Source organism: Zobellella denitrificans, assembly GCF_002237365.1.
Classification (GTDB): Bacteria; Pseudomonadota; Gammaproteobacteria; order Enterobacterales; family Aeromonadaceae; genus Oceanimonas; species Oceanimonas denitrificans.
Genome location: NZ_NMUO01000095.1, coordinates 1 through 15347 on the forward strand (window position 1 = coordinate 1; position 15347 = coordinate 15347).

Here is a 15347-nt window from a genome sequence, read left to right on the forward strand (position 1 = left end):
CGCCGAGGGTGCCTGGCTGCGCCCGCTGACGGAATCCGGCGCCAGGGCGCAACTGGTCAGCCTGATCGCCGAGGGCGACACGGCCCAGTGGGCCGATGCCCGCTGGCGGCGGGAACTGGCCGCCTGGATGCATCCCAGGCGGCTGGGCGACGGCCTGAGTGTACCGACCCTGGCCGTGCCCCTGACCCGGCTGCTGGTACGCGCCTTCAACCTGGGCGAAGGCGTGGCCGCCAGGAACGGCACCCTGGCCGAAAGCGCGCCGCTGCTGGCGGTGCTGGGCACCGATGAAGACAATCCCCGCCACTGGCTGCTGGCCGGCCAGGCCCTGCAACGGATGCTGCTGGTGGCCTGCCGGCAGGGGTTGCAGGCCGCCTACCTGAACCAGCCGATCCAAGTGGCCCGGCTGAGACCCTGCCTGCGCCCCCTGACCGGGGGCGGCCATGCCCAGTTGCTGCTGTGCCTGGGCTACCCGCATACCCCGCCGGCCGCCAGCCCCCGGCGCCCGCTGATCGAGGTGATGGAAAAGCCCGCCTGATGGCCCAGGCTGTCCCGCCATCATGCATCCGGCAGTAAGACCAAATCGTGGTCGCGGTGAGGTCCGGATAACCGTTCCCTCCGGCTTTCGTGTCTGGCTCAAGCCGCTTGCCTTTCTCTTGTCCGGTCACCAGAATGGATCCGAACGCTGCCCGCTTCAGCCGGAGCAGCCGCCTTCAACCATGCACAGGGGAGCGAGCGAGATGTCCGAATACGGCGCCACGGTAAGCTGGGAGCGGGGCGATCAGCCCTTCGTCGACAATCAATACAGCCGGGGCCACTGGTGGCAGTTCGACGGCGGCGCCCGGGTGCCCGCCTCTTCCTCGCCCCAGGTGGTACCCCTGCCCTGTTCGGTGGCGGCCAATGTGGATCCGGAAGAGGCCTTTGTCGCCGCCCTCTCAAGCTGCCATATGCTGTTCTTCCTCGCCCTCGCCGCCAAGCGGGGGCTGGTGGTCGACGCCTACACCGACGAGGCGGTGGGGCTGATGGAAAAGGGCCCCGACGGCAGGGTCGCCATGACCCGGGTAACCCTGAGGCCCAAAGTGCTCTTTGCCGGTGAGCCCCGGCCCGACCGGCAAACACTGGAGCAGTTGCATCACCAATCCCACCAACTGTGCTTTATTGCCAACTCGGTCAAGAGCGAGGTGGTGACCGAAATCCGGGAATAAGCGTGCCCGGCGGTTGCCGATTGCGCCCATCGTCCGTTTTTATCAAGGGGAATCATGTCGTTACTGTCCATCGCACCCATTACCGAGGCCGCCTGGCCACAGATACTGGCGCTCCAGGCCGAGTGCTACCAGGAGGTGGAACCCGAAAGCGAAGCGGTGCTGCGCAGCAAATGGCGCGCCTCCCCCGCCACCTGCCTGCAATGCCGGGAGCGGGGCGGCGCCCTGCTCGGCTACCTGCTGAGCCATCCCTGGCCCCACGCCGGGCTGCCGGCCCTGCATCGGGAATACGAGATAGCAGGCCCCTGTGACCGGCTGTACCTGCATGACCTGGCGGTCAGCCCCCGGGCCCATGGCCTGGGGGCTGACCGCCAGGGGCTGGTGGCGGCGCTGCTCGACCGCGCCCGGGCACAAGGGTGCGCACGCATCAGCCTGGTCTCGGTGCAGGGCTCCGAAGGCTTCTGGGCCCGCTTCGGCTTCCGGCCCCTGCGCAATGCCGACCTCTGCGCCAGCTACGGCGACGCCCCCAGGGCCATGGAGCTGGAACTGTAGTGCACCCTATGGTTCAAGGTTGAGGCAAGGACGAGCATTGGAGCGCGGGCGGCCCGCCCGCATGAATAGGCCGCCATATTTCCCGCTGCGCGGGAAGGCAGGCGGGCCGCCTGCGCTCCGGAGGGCCTTGTCAGTAATCAAACCCCGGCTGGGCCTTGATGCCGGCCTCGAAGGCGTGCTTGACCGGCTGCACTTCGCTCACCGTGTCCGCCAGCTCGATAAGGGCGCGGTGGCAGGCGCGGCCGGTGATCACCACATGCTGGTGGGCGGGGCGGTGCTTCAGCGCGCTCAGCACCCGTTCCAGATCCAGGTAGTGGTAGCTCAGCATGTAGGTCAGCTCGTCCAGCAGCACCAGATCGATGGCCGGATCGGCCAGCAGCCGCTCGGCGTCGGCCCAGGTCTGCTCGGCGGCGGCGATGTCCTGCTCCTTGTTCTGGGTTTCCCAGGTGAAGCCGGTGCGCATCACGAAGAAGGGCACCCCCGCCGGCTCCAGCAGGTTGCGCTCGCCGCACTCCCAGGCCCCCTTGATAAACTGCACCACCGCCGCCCGCTTGCCGTGGCCCACCGCCCGCGCCACGGTGCCGAAGCCGGCGGTGCTCTTGCCCTTGCCGTTGCCGGTCAGCACCAGCAGCACGCCCCGCTCCTCGGTGGCGGCGGCTATTTTGGCGTCCACCTTTTCCTTCAGCCGCTGCTGGCGCTCCCGGTGGCGCCGGGCCTTGGTCTGCTCGCGGTCGTCTTGTTCGCTCATGTCATTATCCTTGTTGTATCGAAGCCAGTAGCAGCTCCAGGTTGAGGTGTTGTTCCAGGGTATCCGCCAGCCGCTCCAGGCTCCGCTCGCGCAAGGCGTCCCAGTCCGGGGACTGCCGGCCGCTCTGGATCCCGGCCCAGGCCAGCAGCCGGTCGCAAGCCTCCGGGTGGTCGAACAGGCCGTGCAGATAGGTGCCAAGCACCTGGCCATCGTCCGACAGCAGGCCGTCCGCCGCCGTTTCGCCCCCGGCGCGGACCAGTTCGAAGGGCCGCTCGCCCGGCGCCAGCAGCCGGCTTTCGCCGCAGTGGATTTCATAGCCTCGCAGCTGGGCCCGGCCGCCCGCCAGCTGCAGGGTGCCGGTAACGTTGCGCAGCTGCTTGTGATCTTTTAACTCGGTCTCCAGCGGCAGATAACCCAGGCCCCGGCTTTCGCCGGCCTCGCCTTCGAGGCCCAGCGGATCCTTTACCCACTGGCCCAGCATCTGGTAGCCGCCGCAGATGCCGAGCACCTTGCCGCCGTAGCGCAGGTGGCGCGCCAGGGCCTGGTCCCAGCCCTGGCGGCGCAGCCAGGCCAGATCGGCGCGCACCGCCTTGCTGCCGGGCAGGATAATCAAGTCCGCCGGCGGCAGCCGGCCGGGCGCCTCGCTGCTGTGCACCAGGGTCAGTTCCACCCCCGGATGCGCCCGCAGGGGCTCGAGGTCGGTGTGGTTGCTGATGCGCGGTGGCACCAAGGCCAGCACCCGCAGCGGCTCGGACTCAAGGCTCTGGCTGGCGGTGCGCATGATGGCGTCTTCGGCGTCCAGCCGCAGCTCGGTGAGATAGGGCAACACCCCCAGCACCGGCTTGCCGGTGAGCCGCTCCAGCATGGTCAGGCCGTCCTGCAGCAGGCGGAGATCGCCGCGAAAGCGGTTGATCACAAAACCCTTGATGCGCGCGCGCTCGGAGTCGCTCAGCAGCGCCAGGGTGCCCACCAGCTGGGCGAAGACCCCGCCCTTGTCGATGTCCGCCACCAGTATCACCGGGCAGTCCACCTCCTCGGCAAAGCCCATGTTGGCGATATCGCCCTGGCGCAGGTTGATCTCCGCCGGGCTGCCCGCCCCTTCCACCAGCACCAGCTGGTGTTGGCCGCACAGCCGCCGGTAGGAGTCGAGGATGGCGGCGAAGAGCCGCGCCTTGTTCTTGTTGAGGCTGCCGGGGCCGAACAGCTCGCTCGCCTCCACCGAAGACAGCGCCCGCCCCTGCAATATCACCTGGGAGCGGGTGTCGCTCTCGGGCTTGAGCAGCAAGGGGTTGAAGTCGATTTGCGGCGCCAATAAACAGGCCGCCGCCTGCAGTGCCTGGGAACGGCCGATTTCGCCGCCGTCGACGGTAACGGCGCTGTTCAGCGCCATGTTCTGGGGCTTGAACGGCGCCACCCTGATGCCGCGGCGGGCGAACAGCCGGCCCAGCCCCGCCACCAAGGTGGTCTTGCCCGCGTCCGAGGCGGTGCCCTGCACCATCAGGGTCAGGGCCCGGCCGTCCGGCCCGGGAGGTAAAGAGAGAGGGTCCGGCATGGGAGTTTTCCTTGAATGATAAAGCGTCATTGGCGCGCCAATGCCCCACCCAGGGGCAGAGGCCCTGCTCGGCCTCGGCTCCCTGCTGCGGTTCGGTTGAGCCCCGGATTGTACCGGTGGGAACGACATACTGACAAACTTCGGGGGTGACGACGTACCTGGATTGATTTATCAATACGGAGAGAAACCTGATCCCCGCTTTCACGGGGACCAGACGGCTATTCGTCCACTACCATGGCGAAGCCGCCGTAGATCAGCCGCTTGCCGTCGAAGGGCATGGGGTTGACCTCGGGGGTGAGCCGCGGGTCTTCCATCACCCGGGCCATGCCCTGGTCGCGCACCTCGCGGGAGGGCCAGATAATCCAGGAGAACACCACGGTTTCATCCTCCCGGCATTTCACCGCCATCGGGAAGGAGGTCAGCTCGCCCTGGGGGACGTCGTCACCCCAGCATTCCACCACCCGCAGGGCGCCGTGCTCCTTGAACACCTCGGCGGCGGTACGGGCATGGTGGATATAGATCTCCTTGTTGCGGGTGGGCACGGCGGCCACAAATCCGTCTACGTAGTTCATCTCAATGCTCCTCGCTCAATGATTCGTTTCAAATGCTGCGGCATCGACCGGATACCACACGCAGACACGCCGTAAACCCCTCCCTGGGGGCTCCGCCGCGCCTTCCCTGGCGCGGAGGGTCTGCTTAGTGGCACCCGGTTGCTGCTTTCCCGTGTTCTACCATTCGACTGGCTATATTTGTCGGTCCTTGGGCGGCAGCTCTCGCACCGGCCGCAGCTCTATGCTGCCCAGCCGGGCCGGAGGGATGCGGCCGGCCAGTTGCAGCGCCTGGTTCAGATCCCGGGCCTCCAGCAGGTAGAAGCCCGCCAGTTGCTCCTTGGTTTCGGCGAAGGGACCGTCCGAGATCAGCACCTCGCCGTCGCGCACCCGCACCGTGGTGGCGTTGGCCACCGGCTGCAGGGCCTGTCCGGCCACGAAGTGGCCCTGCTCGCTCAGCCGCTCCACGCAACGGATGCATTCCTGGTTGAGAGAGTGCCATTCCCGTTCGGACATGGCGTCGATCAGGCTTTCCTGGTAGTACACCAGCGCCAGGTATTTCATGATGGCCTCCCCTGGCCGCCGGCCTGCTCGCAGCTCACCATCCAGCCGATGCCGAAGCGGTCGGTCGCCATGCCGAAGCGGTGCGCCCAGAAGGTTTCGGCAAAGGGCATCTGCTCCCGGCCGCCCTCGGCCAGGGCCCGGAACACCTGCTCGGCCCGGGCCGGATCCGGAAACTCCAGGTGTATCGACACGCCCTGGGGCGGCTGGTAGCCATCGCCGCCGGCGTCGCTCGCCATCAGCAGGCGGCCGCCCAGGTTCAGCCGGGCATGGGCGATAAGTTGCTGGCAGTCGGCCGGCATCTCGGCCGCCGCCGGGGTGTCGGCATAGGGCAGCATCATCTCCAGTTGCCCGCCCAGCAGCTCCGCATAAAAGGTCATGGCCTCCCGGCAGCGGCCGTCGAACATCAGGTAGGTGGCCACGGCGGCCGGCAGTTTGGCCATCCGCTCGCCCATGGCCCTGTGCTTATCGATGGCCGCCCCCGGGGCAAAGTCTTCCAACTGGTAGTAGGGCCGCAGCTCCAGGGTGACGTCGCCGTCGAGCCGGGGCCACTGCCGCGCCCAGGCGATCGCCTCTTCTTTGGAGGCCACTTCCAGCACCGAAAAGCCCGCCAGCAGTTCCTTGGTCTCGGCGAAGGGGCCGTCCGTTACCGTCGGCTCGCCGTCGCGAAAGGAAATACGGCAGCCTTCGCGGCTGGGCTTGAGCCCTTCGCCGGACACCAGTACCCCGGCCTGCAGCAGGCGTTCGTTGTAGTCCGCCATGGCCTGCAGCAGCTCTTCCGAGGGCATCACGCCCTGTTCGGTGGCGGCGTCGGCCTTGCGCATCAAGATGAATTTCATGGTGGTTCTCCCGTGGTGGTTCGCTTGTGGTTATCAGTAAGTCGCGCGGGCCGACGGCAAATCGACAAGGACAGCCACTTTTTTTCAGTTTTTTTCAGTTTTTTTCGGATAACGGGTCCAGCTCCCGCAGCCGCCGGGCCAGGAAGCGGCGCTCCGGCTGCTGGCGGCACAAATCCAGGGCGCGCCGGTAGGCGGCCCGGGCGGCGGCGTTATCCCCCGCCCGGCGGTAGAGATCGGCCCGGGCCGCATGGTAGAGGTGGTACCCCTGGATGGCCTTGTGGCCGCCGAGTTCGTCCAGCAACGCCAGTCCCCGCGCCGGGGTATCGGCCATGGCCAGGGCCACCGCCCGGTTCAGGGCCACCACCGGCGAGGGCTGCAGCCGGTACAGCGCCTGGTACAGCTCGGCGATGCGCGGCCAGTCGGTATCCTGCGGGCGGGGGCTCCGGGCATGCTCGGCGGCGATGGCCGCCTGCAGGGCATAGGGCCCTGCCGGTTGCCGCCAGGCCAGCGCCAGCAGGCCGAGTCCTTCGTCTATCTGGGCTCTGTCCCACAGGCTGCGGTCCTGCTCTTCCAGGGTGACCAGGTCGCCGGCGGCGTCCTGCCGGGCCTGCCTGCGGGCATCGTGCAGCAGCATCAGCGCCAGCAGGCCGAATACCTCGCCGGCAGGCAGCAGTTGCGCCAACAGCCGGGCCAGGCGGATGGCCTCGGCCGAGAGACCGGGATCCAGCACCCGCTCCCCCTGGCTGCTGGAGTACCCCTCGTTGAACATCAGGTACACCACCTTCAGCACCACCGCCAACCGCTCGGGCAGGGCGGCGGCTTCCGGCACCTCGTAGGGAATGGCCGCCTCGCGGATCTTCTGCTTGGCCCGCACGATGCGCTGGGCCAGGGTGGCCGGTCGCTGCAACAGGGCGCTGGCCACCTGCTCGGTGGTCAGGCCGCAGACTTCGCGCAGGGTCAGGGCCAGCTGGGCTTCGGTGGCCAGGGCCGGATGGCAGCAGGTGAAGATAAGCCGCAGCAGATCGTCGTCGATGCCGGCCTCCTCGTCCGCTGGCGGCACCGCGGGCTCCTCGGCGGGCGGCCGTTGCTGCCATTGCCGGCGCCGCAACTGGTCGATGCCCTTGTGGCGGCCGGTGGCGATCAGCCAGGCCAGGGGCTGTTCGGGCCGGCCCTGCTGCGGCCATTGCTGCAGGGCGGCGGCGAAGGCCTCCTGCATGGCCTCTTCCGCCAGGTCGAAGTCGCCCAACAGGCGGATCAGGGTGGCCAACACCCGGCGGGAGTGCTGGCGGTAAAGGTCGTCAAGGAGATGGCTGGCGGGCATGGGCACCTCGCAGGTTAAACACCGCTTCAGTGTAGGCCAGGGCGAGGCGGTCGGCCCGGGTGGGCGAGCTGCAACACAACGGTCATAAAACTGTCGCATTGTAATAAAACCGTCATATTCGCCCGGCATAGTGGCGCCAACTTAAGCCCGAGAGAAAGCATGATGAACCTGGAATCCACCGCCGTTCCCGGAACAGCAGACAACAGCGCCCAGTCGAGCTGGCTGTCCTGGCTGCTGGTCGCCTTTCTGATCTACGTGCTGCTGGCCGCCGTGGGCGCCATCGGTGACGGCTTCAAGGCCGCCACCGGCAGCAACGCCAAGGAGCTGTTCGCCTTTGCCTCCAACCCGGCCATCGCGCTGATCATCGGGGTAGTGGCCACGGCGCTGATCCAGAGCTCCAGCACCGTCACTTCCATCATCGTCGGCATGGTCGCCGGCGGCCTGCCCATCGCCATCGCCATTCCCATGGTGATGGGCGCCAATATCGGCACCTCGCTGACCAGCACCCTGGTGAGCCTGGGCCATATCCGCAACGGCGAGGAATTCCGCCGCGCCTTTTCCGCCGCCACCGTGCACGACAGCTTCAACATCCTGGCGGTGGCCATACTGCTGCCCCTGGAGCTGCTGTTCCGTCCCCTGGCCACCGCTTCCGAATACCTGGCCGGCCTGCTGGTGGGCGATGCCAGCGTCAGCATGAGCAACCTCAACTTTATGAAGACCCTGCTGGCACCGGCGGGCAATATGCTGGACACCGCCACCGGCTGGCTGCCGGGCATCTGGTCGGGCGTTGCGCTGATCCTGGTGGGCATCGGCCTGATCCTGCTGGTGGTGACCCAGATCGGCCGCATACTGCGCACCCTGATGGTGGGCCGGGCCATGAACATACTGCACAGCGCCGTGGGCCGGGGCCCGGCGTCCGGCATGGCCTCCGGCACCCTGATCACCGTGTTGGTGCAATCCTCTTCCACCACCACCTCGCTGATCGTGCCCCTGGCCGGCAGCGGCGTGTTTTCGCTCAAACAGGTTTATGCCTTCACCCTGGGCAGCAACGTGGGCACCACCATCACCGCCCTGCTGGCCGCCACCGCCATCACCGGCGCCTCCGCCCTGGTGGCGCTGCAAATCGCCCTGGTGCACCTGCTGTTCAACCTGCTGGCCATCGCCCTTATCTACCTGCTGCCCTTCCTGCGCCAGGTGCCGGTGCGCATGGCCGAGACCCTGGCCCACCAGGCCCAGCGCAACAAGGGCTATGTGCTGGCCTATATCGGCGGCGTCTTCTTCGCCCTGCCGCTGGCCATGGTGGGCGTCAGCCAGCTGTTCTGACCCCCTCGCCCCGGCGGGCGTAGCGCCGGGCCAGCACGGCGCACGCCATCAGCTGGATCTGGTGAAAGATCATCAGCGGCAGCAGCGCCGGGCCCAGCATGGATCCCGCGAACAGCACCTTGGCCATGGGCACGCCCGTGGCCATGCTTTTCTTGGAGCCGCCGAAGACGATGGTGATCCTGTCTTCCCGGTTAAACCCCAGCCGCCGCCCCAGCCAGGCGGTGAGCAACAGCACCAGGGCCAGCAGCAGGCAGCACACCAGGGTGAGCAGCGCCAGCCGCGCGGGCGACACCGCATTCCACAATCCCTCCACCACGGACGCGCTGAAGGCGGTGTAGACCACCAGCAGGATGGAGCCCTGATCCACCCGTGCCAACAGGGCCCGGCGACGGTCCACCCAGTGGCCGATACGGGGCCGCAACAGCTGGCCCGCCACGAAGGGCAGCAGCAATTGCAGGCTGATGGCGCCGATGGCCTCCAGGGTGGCGCCGGCCGCCCTGTCCACCTGCACCTGGAGCAACAGCCCCACCAACACCGGCGTAAGCAGGATGCCGAGCAGGCTCGAGGCCGAGGCGCTGCACACCGCCGCCGGCACATTGCCCCCGGCCAGGGAGGTAAAGGCGATGGCCGACTGTACCGTGCCCGGCAACAGGCACAAAAACAACACGCCCAGGTAAAGCGGCTCGCCCAGCAGCGGCAGCAACACGGGCCTGAGCGCCAGCCCCAGCAGCGGAAACAGCATAAAGGTACAGCCGAACACCAGCAGGTGCAGCCGCCAGTGGGTGGCGCCATCGATGATGGCCCGGCGCGACAGCCTGGCGCCGTGCATAAAAAACAGCAGGGCGATGGCGGCGGCGGTAACCCCCTCGAAGAAGAGCGCGCCCTGGCCCCGGGCCGGCAGCAGGGTGGCAGCCACCACCACCGCCAGCAACGTCAGGGTGAAATTGTCGAACAGTAATCGTAAATGACCAAGCATGGCAGGTTCCGGGTTGAGTCGATAAGGGCGACACTGTAACCTGAACTCCAACCGGAGTTTGTCGGTAAAAGCAGATGAAGTGTCTTTCAACGGACAATGCCCGCGCGTTGTTACAGCAGTTGGAACAGCTGCCAGCCCTGCCCCGCCCGGTGTTGGGCCACACAGAGTCCCTACCCAATCAGGCCATAGGTCTCCCCCATCGCCATCCCTGGGTGCAGCTTTCCTACGCGGAGCGCGGCGTGATCACGGTGGAAACAACCGACGCCCGCTACCTGGCGCCACCCAGCCTGGCGGTGTGGATACCGCCCGGCCTGGAGCATAGCGTGCGGCTTGGATCCAAAACCCGGATCCGCAGCCTCTATATCGCGGCCGATGCCCTGCCGGCCCGGGGCTGCCAGGTACTGGACATCAGCCCCCTGTTGCGGGAGCTGATCGTCGCCTTCAGCCACTTTCCGGTGGAATACGACGACGCCGGTGCCGAGGGCCGGCTGGTACGGGTGCTGCTCGACCAGTTGGCCGCCGCCCCGAGCCGCGCCCTGCTGCTGCCCTGGCCACGGGATCCGCGGCTGCAACCCCTGTGCCGGCAACTGGCGGCGCAACCGGACTGTGCCCTGCCGCTGGGTCATTTCAGCGCGCAGCTGGGGCTGAGCGACAAGACCCTGAGCCGGGCGTTCAGGATGGATACCGGCATGAGCTTTCGCCAGTGGCGCCAGCGCTGCCGGCTGCTGGCCGCCCTGCCCCTGCTGGAGCAGGGCGAGCGCATCACCGACGTGGCCCTGGCCTGCGGTTACGACAGCCTGTCCGCCTTTATCGCCGCCTTCCGGGCGCTGCTCGGCCGCACCCCGGGCGACTATCTGCAGCAAGGCTGACGGCAGTCAGCACCGCCCGGTCCGGAGCAGCGGAGGACGAAAACCCGAATATCCGCCAGAGGGTTGGTCGGCGGCTTTTTAGCCACCACCCAACGGCAGCGCCGTGCTGTACTTGATCTGTTCCATGGCGAAGCTGGAGGTGATGTCCGACAGCCCTTCGGTGCTGGTGATCAGCTTCTTGTAGAAGCGGTCATAGGCATTGATGTCGGCCACCACCACCCGCAGCAGATAGTCCCAGTCGCCGGACATGCGGTAGAACTCCACCACCTCCTCGAAGGCGGTCACCGTCTCGGCAAAGCGGGCCAGCCAGCGGCTGTCGTGGTGCTGGGTCTTGATCTGCACAAACACCGAAAGCCCAAGCCCCAGCCGCTCGCCGTCGAGCAGCGCCACCCGGGCGCGGATATAGCCCTCTTCCTCCAGCCGCTTGACCCGCTTCCAGCAGGGCGTGGTGGATAAATTCACCGCCTCGGCCAGATCCTTCAGCGCCAGGGTGGCGTCCTGCTGCAACAGGGCCAGGATCCGCCTGTCGAAATCATCCATCTACTAAACCTTCAATACGGAGAAAAATTTTCCAAAAAATAGCATCCAATGCGGAAATAAGGGAAATTTATTCCCTGAAAGCGGGGATATAATTCCCGCCCACCACCACCGGGAACCCGACCATGAACCACTGGATCCGCACCGCCCTGCGCACCCTCTCCAGCGATCAGCTGCGCACCTCCGACACCCACCTCTACCGGCTGGATATCCCCGGTATCAAAGGCGTCGACATCTACCTCAAGGACGAGAGCACCCACCCCACCGGCAGCCTCAAGCACCGGCTGGCCCGCTCCCTGTTCCTGCACGCCATCTGCAGCGGTAAAATCCGTGAAGGCACCCCGGTGGTGGAAGCGTCCTCCGGCAGCACGGCGGTGTCGGAGGCCTACTTCGCCCGCTTGTTGCAACTGCCCTTCACTGCCGTGATGCCGCGCCACACCACCCGCAGCAAAATCGCCCAGGTGGAACGGCTGGGCGGGCGCTGCCATTTCGTGAGTCACGCGGGCGAGGTCTATGCCGAAGCCGAGCGGCTGGCGCGGGAGAGCGGCGGCCATTATATGGATCAGTTCACCTACGCCGAGCGGGCCACCGACTGGCGCGGCAACAACAATATCGCCGAAAGCATCTTCCGGCAGATGGCGGAAGAGCCCCACCCGGTGCCCAGGGCCATCGTCATGAGCGCCGGCACCGGCGGCACCTCCGCCACCCTGGGCCGCTATATCCGCTACCTGGGGCTGGACAGCCGGCTGGTGGTGGTGGATCCGGAGCATTCGGTGTTCTACGACAGTTACCGCACCGGCAACCCCGGCCTCACCAGCCAGGCCGGCGGCCGCATCGAGGGCATAGGCCGGCCACGGGTGGAAGCCTCCTTCCTGCCCGAGGTGATCGACGAGATGATCAAGGTGCCGGACGCCGCCAGCATCGCCACCATCCACTGGCTGGAACAGATCCTCGGCCGCAAGGCCGGCGGCTCCACCGGCACCAACCTGTGGGGCGCGCTGCAACTGGCCCGGCGCATGCAGGAGGCGGGCGAGCAGGGTTCCATCGTCACACTGATGTGCGACGGCGGCGAGCGCTATCTCGACACCTACTACCACCCCGACTGGGTCGCGGAGCATATCGGCGATATCGCCCCCTACCGGCAACAGCTGGCGGAGCTGGGCTAACCCAAGCCGGAAGCTGGAAGCTGGAAGCCGGAAGAGAATAAGGCCTGTTTCACAGGCCTTGCCGGCTAAAGCGACAGCTACAACAACATCTTGCTTACAGGTACCACACCGCCCCTCCAATTCGCATAGCTTCTAGCTTCCAGCTTCCGACTTCCAGCTTGTCCTTAAGACCAGCATGCAGGGGGTGAGCAGCAGGGTCAGCAGGGTGGCGAAGCTCAGGCCGCCGGCGATGGCGCTGGAGAGCTGGGTCCACCACTGGGTGGACGGCGCGCCCAGTCCCAGGCTGGGGGCAAGCAGGTCCACGTTCACCCCCAGTACCATGGGCATCAGCCCCAGTACCGTGGTGACGGCGGTGAGCAGCACCGGGCGCAGGCGCAAGCAGCCGGTTTCCAGCGCCGCCTCGAAGGGCGGCAGGCCCTCGGCGCGCAGCTGGTTGTAGGTGTCGATCAGTACAATATTGTTGTTCACCACTATGCCGGCCAGGGCGATGATGCCCATGCCCACCATGACGATGCCGAAGGACTGGCCGTTGAGCAAGAGCCCCATCAGCACCCCGGCGGTGGAAAAGACGATGGCCGACAGCACCAGGGCGGTCTGGTACAGGCTGTTGAACTGGGTGACCAGGATCAGCGTCATCAGGAACACCGCCACCAGGAAGGCGGTGGTGAGGAATTGGGCCGCCTCGCGCTGATCCGCGTCCTCCCCCGCCACCACCAGGCCGACCCCGGCCGGCAGCTCGATGCCGCTGCCCGCCAGGGCCGCCAAGCGTTCGTCCAGCCGGTAACCCTCGGCGATGTCCGCCTGGATGGTGATGGTGCGCCGCCCGTCCACCCGGTGCAGGGTGCCGATTTTGGGCGCCGGGCTCAGGGTCACGAAGTGGCTGAGCGGCACCTGGCCGCGCTGGGTGTTCAGGCTCAGGCGCGAGAACTGATCGAGGGAGCGCCAGCTCTGGGGCAGCCGCACCCGGATGTCCACCTCGTCGGTGGCGTCCTCGGGGCGATAGCTGGCGAGCTTCAAGCCGTTGGTCACCAGTTGCACCGCGTTGCCCACGCTCAGCACGTCGGCGCCCAGGCGGGCGGCGGCCTCCCGGTCGACCCGGATGCGCCACTCGATGCCCGGCAGGGTGCGGTTATCCTCGATGTCGGCAAAGCCGCCCAGGGCCAGCATGGCGGCACGGATCCGCTCCGTGGCCTCGCTCAGGGCGCGCTCATCGGTGCCCGACACCCGCAGCTCCACCGGCTTGCCCGCCCCCGGCCCCATCTGCTGCTCGCGAAACTCCAGCACCACGCCGGGAATGTCCCGGGTCAGCCCGGTCATGGTCTCCTTGATGGCGCTGGCCGGGCGGCGCCGGTGCCAGTCGGTAAACTGGAACTGCAGCACCCCGATCACATCGGTGCCCATCTGGTTGTCTGGCATGGCGAAGCTGCGGGCATAGAGCGCCTTCACCTCGGTCAGCCCCTGCAGGCGGCGCTCCACCTCGCGCAGTATGGCGTCCTTCTCGTATACCGACAGATCGCCCCGGGCGCGCACCTGCAACTGGGCGCTGTCCGGCTCGATATCGGGGAAGAACTCCACCCCGTGGTTGAAGCGGGCGTAGGCGGCGTACATCAGCGCGATGATGGCCAGGGTGCCGGCCAGGGTCAGCCCGGGCCGGCGCAGCAGCCGGCTCAGCACGGCCCGGTACAATTCGAGCCCGGGCACGGTCACCGGCTGGGTATAGCGGGGCCGGTGCCGGCTCACGCTGCCCATGGTGGGCAGGAACACCAGCGCCATGGCCAGGGAGGCCAGCAGGCAGATGATAACGGTGGCGGGCAGGTACTTCATGAACTCCCCCACCACCCCGGGCCAGAACAGCAGCGGCACGAACACCGCCAGGGTGGTGGCGGTGGAGGCGATCACCGGCCAGCTCATGCGGTGGGCGGCGTTCACCCAGGCCTGGGCGGGAGACTGGCCGTCATGCAGGTTGCGGTCGGCCAGCTCCGACACCACGATGGCGCCGTCCACCAGCATGCCGGCCACCAGGATCAGCGAGAACAGCACTATGATGTTCATGGTGAAGCCGATGGCCCAGATCACCAGGATGCCGGCGAGAAAGGCGCCGGGGATGGTCAGTCCCACCATCACCGCCGAGCGCAGGCCCATGGTGGCGACGATCAGGATAAGCACCAGCACCACGGCGGTGAGCACGTTGTTGAGCAGGTCCGACAGCATGGTTTCTATCTGGATCGACTGATCCATGATGTAGTGGACCTCCACCCCCTCCGGCAGCAGCGGGCCGGCCTGCTCCAGCAGCGCCTTGACCTGGGCGATGGTGTTGATGATATTGGCCCCGGCGCGCTTGCTCACCTCCAGCACCACCCCGGGCTCGCCGTTGATGCGGGCGAAGCCGGCGGGATCCTTGAAGTCGCGGCGGATAACGGCCACGTCGCCGAAGGTGACCACCCGGTCGCCCTCCACCTTGATGGGCAGGCCGAGCACGTCGTCCAGGTTCTCGATCACCCCCGGTACCTTCACCGCCAGCCGGCCGGCGCCGGTGTCCAGGCTGCCGGCGGCCACCAGCCGGTTGTTGCGCGACACCAGGTTGAACAGCTGGCTGTAGTCGATGCCGTAGCTGTCGAGCACCTGGGGATCGACCAGGATTTCCAGCACGTCTTCCCGGTCGCCACCGATGTCCACCTCCAGCACCTCGGGAATGCCTTCGATCTCCTCCTTCAGGCGGCGGGCGAGGATCACCAGCTCCGCCTCGGACAAAGGCCCCGACAGCGCCACCGACAGCACCGGGAACAGCGCCACGTTGATCTCGTGCACCACCGGCTCGTCAGCCTCGTCCGGCAGCTTGCTGCGCGCCGAATCCACCTTCTCGCGCACCTCCTGCAGTGCCTGTTTGGGATCGAAGCCGGCGTCGAACTCCAGCATCACGGAGGCGTGGCCCTCGCCGGCGGTGGAGCTCATCTTCTTGATGCCCACCAGGGTGCGCAGCTCCTGCTCCATGGGCCGCACCAGCAGCCGCTCGGCGTCTTCCGGGCTGATGCCCTCAAGCCCCATGGACACGTACATCATGGGAATGGTCACGTCCGGGTTGGCTTCCTTGGGGATCGCCTGGTAGGCGCCGTAGCCGCCCAGCAGCAGGAAGACAAACGCCATCAGGGTGGCGCG

At 67.1% G+C, this 15347-nt stretch carries 15 protein-coding genes; 6 read left to right on the top strand and 9 right to left on the bottom strand.

All coding sequences use genetic code 11. From position 1 onward, the window contains the following. The 3 genes from CGX12_RS19940 to CGX12_RS16165 form a co-directional block, all read left to right on the top strand. Positions 1 to 535, top strand: a 535-nt coding sequence (locus tag CGX12_RS19940; protein ID WP_217898195.1) for a nitroreductase family protein, incomplete at its 5' end; no start/stop codon positions are given. 202 nt (positions 536 to 737) lie between these two features. Further along, the gene (locus CGX12_RS16160; RefSeq protein ID WP_094040880.1) at positions 738 to 1202 is read left to right on the top strand and encodes an OsmC family protein; all 465 of its coding nucleotides are present in this window, start codon (positions 738 to 740) and stop codon (positions 1200 to 1202) included. Positions 1203 to 1256: 54 nt separating this feature from the next. Then, complete coding sequence (locus CGX12_RS16165; RefSeq protein ID WP_094040881.1) at positions 1257 to 1751, top strand: GNAT family N-acetyltransferase; 495 nt, start codon at positions 1257 to 1259, stop codon at positions 1749 to 1751. Positions 1752 to 1881: 130 nt separating this feature from the next. Here CGX12_RS16165 and cobO read toward each other — a convergent pair whose 3' ends face one another. The 6 genes from cobO to CGX12_RS16195 form a co-directional block, all read right to left on the bottom strand. Further along, on the bottom strand, positions 1882 to 2499 hold the full coding sequence (cobO, locus tag CGX12_RS16170) for a cob(I)yrinic acid a,c-diamide adenosyltransferase (RefSeq protein ID WP_094040882.1): 618 nt from the start codon (positions 2497 to 2499) through the stop codon (positions 1882 to 1884). A gap of 4 nt (positions 2500 to 2503) precedes the next feature. Then, entirely contained in the window at positions 2504 to 4051 is a 1548-nt protein-coding gene (locus CGX12_RS16175) for a cobyric acid synthase (RefSeq protein ID WP_254918320.1), read from the bottom strand. Positions 4052 to 4269: 218 nt separating this feature from the next. Further along, positions 4270 to 4623, bottom strand: a complete 354-nt coding sequence (locus CGX12_RS16180; RefSeq protein WP_094040883.1) for a DUF1428 domain-containing protein — start codon at positions 4621 to 4623, stop codon at positions 4270 to 4272. A gap of 171 nt (positions 4624 to 4794) precedes the next feature. Continuing rightward, positions 4795 to 5163, bottom strand: a complete 369-nt coding sequence (locus tag CGX12_RS16185) for a YciI family protein (protein WP_094040884.1) — start codon at positions 5161 to 5163, stop codon at positions 4795 to 4797. Next, a complete protein-coding gene (locus tag CGX12_RS16190; protein ID WP_094040885.1) occupies positions 5160 to 5999 on the bottom strand; it encodes a YciI family protein in 840 nt (279 codons plus the stop codon). The genes CGX12_RS16185 and CGX12_RS16190 overlap by 4 nt, the downstream gene beginning before the upstream one ends. Positions 6000 to 6093: 94 nt before the next feature. Beyond that, entirely contained in the window at positions 6094 to 7320 is a 1227-nt protein-coding gene (locus CGX12_RS16195) for an RNA polymerase sigma factor (protein ID WP_094040886.1), read from the bottom strand. Between the two features lie 162 nt (positions 7321 to 7482). Here CGX12_RS16195 and CGX12_RS16200 point away from each other — a divergent pair, with 162 nt between their 5' ends. Next, positions 7483 to 8643 (top strand): Na/Pi symporter, encoded by a 1161-nt coding sequence (locus CGX12_RS16200; protein ID WP_176442095.1) that lies wholly within the window; start codon positions 7483 to 7485, stop codon positions 8641 to 8643. Here the strand turns inward: CGX12_RS16200 and CGX12_RS16205 are convergent. Further along, positions 8627 to 9619, bottom strand: a complete 993-nt coding sequence (locus tag CGX12_RS16205) for a bile acid:sodium symporter family protein (protein ID WP_094040888.1) — start codon at positions 9617 to 9619, stop codon at positions 8627 to 8629. The two genes, CGX12_RS16200 and CGX12_RS16205, sit on opposite strands and share 17 nt — an antisense overlap. A 74-nt stretch (positions 9620 to 9693) precedes the next feature. Here CGX12_RS16205 and CGX12_RS16210 point away from each other — a divergent pair, with 74 nt between their 5' ends. Next, positions 9694 to 10488, top strand: coding sequence for an AraC family transcriptional regulator (locus CGX12_RS16210; RefSeq protein WP_094040889.1), 795 nt, complete (start codon positions 9694 to 9696; stop codon positions 10486 to 10488). Positions 10489 to 10566: 78 nt separating this feature from the next. On the opposite strand, the gene CGX12_RS16215 is transcribed toward CGX12_RS16210, so the two are convergent. Then, the gene (locus CGX12_RS16215) at positions 10567 to 11028 is read right to left on the bottom strand and encodes an Lrp/AsnC family transcriptional regulator (protein ID WP_094040890.1); all 462 of its coding nucleotides are present in this window, start codon (positions 11026 to 11028) and stop codon (positions 10567 to 10569) included. A 122-nt stretch (positions 11029 to 11150) separates the two neighbouring features. Between CGX12_RS16215 and CGX12_RS16220 the strand changes: the two genes are divergently transcribed. After that, positions 11151 to 12191, top strand: coding sequence for a PLP-dependent cysteine synthase family protein (locus tag CGX12_RS16220; RefSeq protein ID WP_094040891.1), 1041 nt, complete (start codon positions 11151 to 11153; stop codon positions 12189 to 12191). Positions 12192 to 12323: 132 nt separating this feature from the next. Here the strand turns inward: CGX12_RS16220 and CGX12_RS16225 are convergent. Further along, positions 12324 to 15347: efflux RND transporter permease subunit (locus CGX12_RS16225; protein WP_254918321.1), on the bottom strand; the 3024-nt coding region annotated here is incomplete at its 5' end.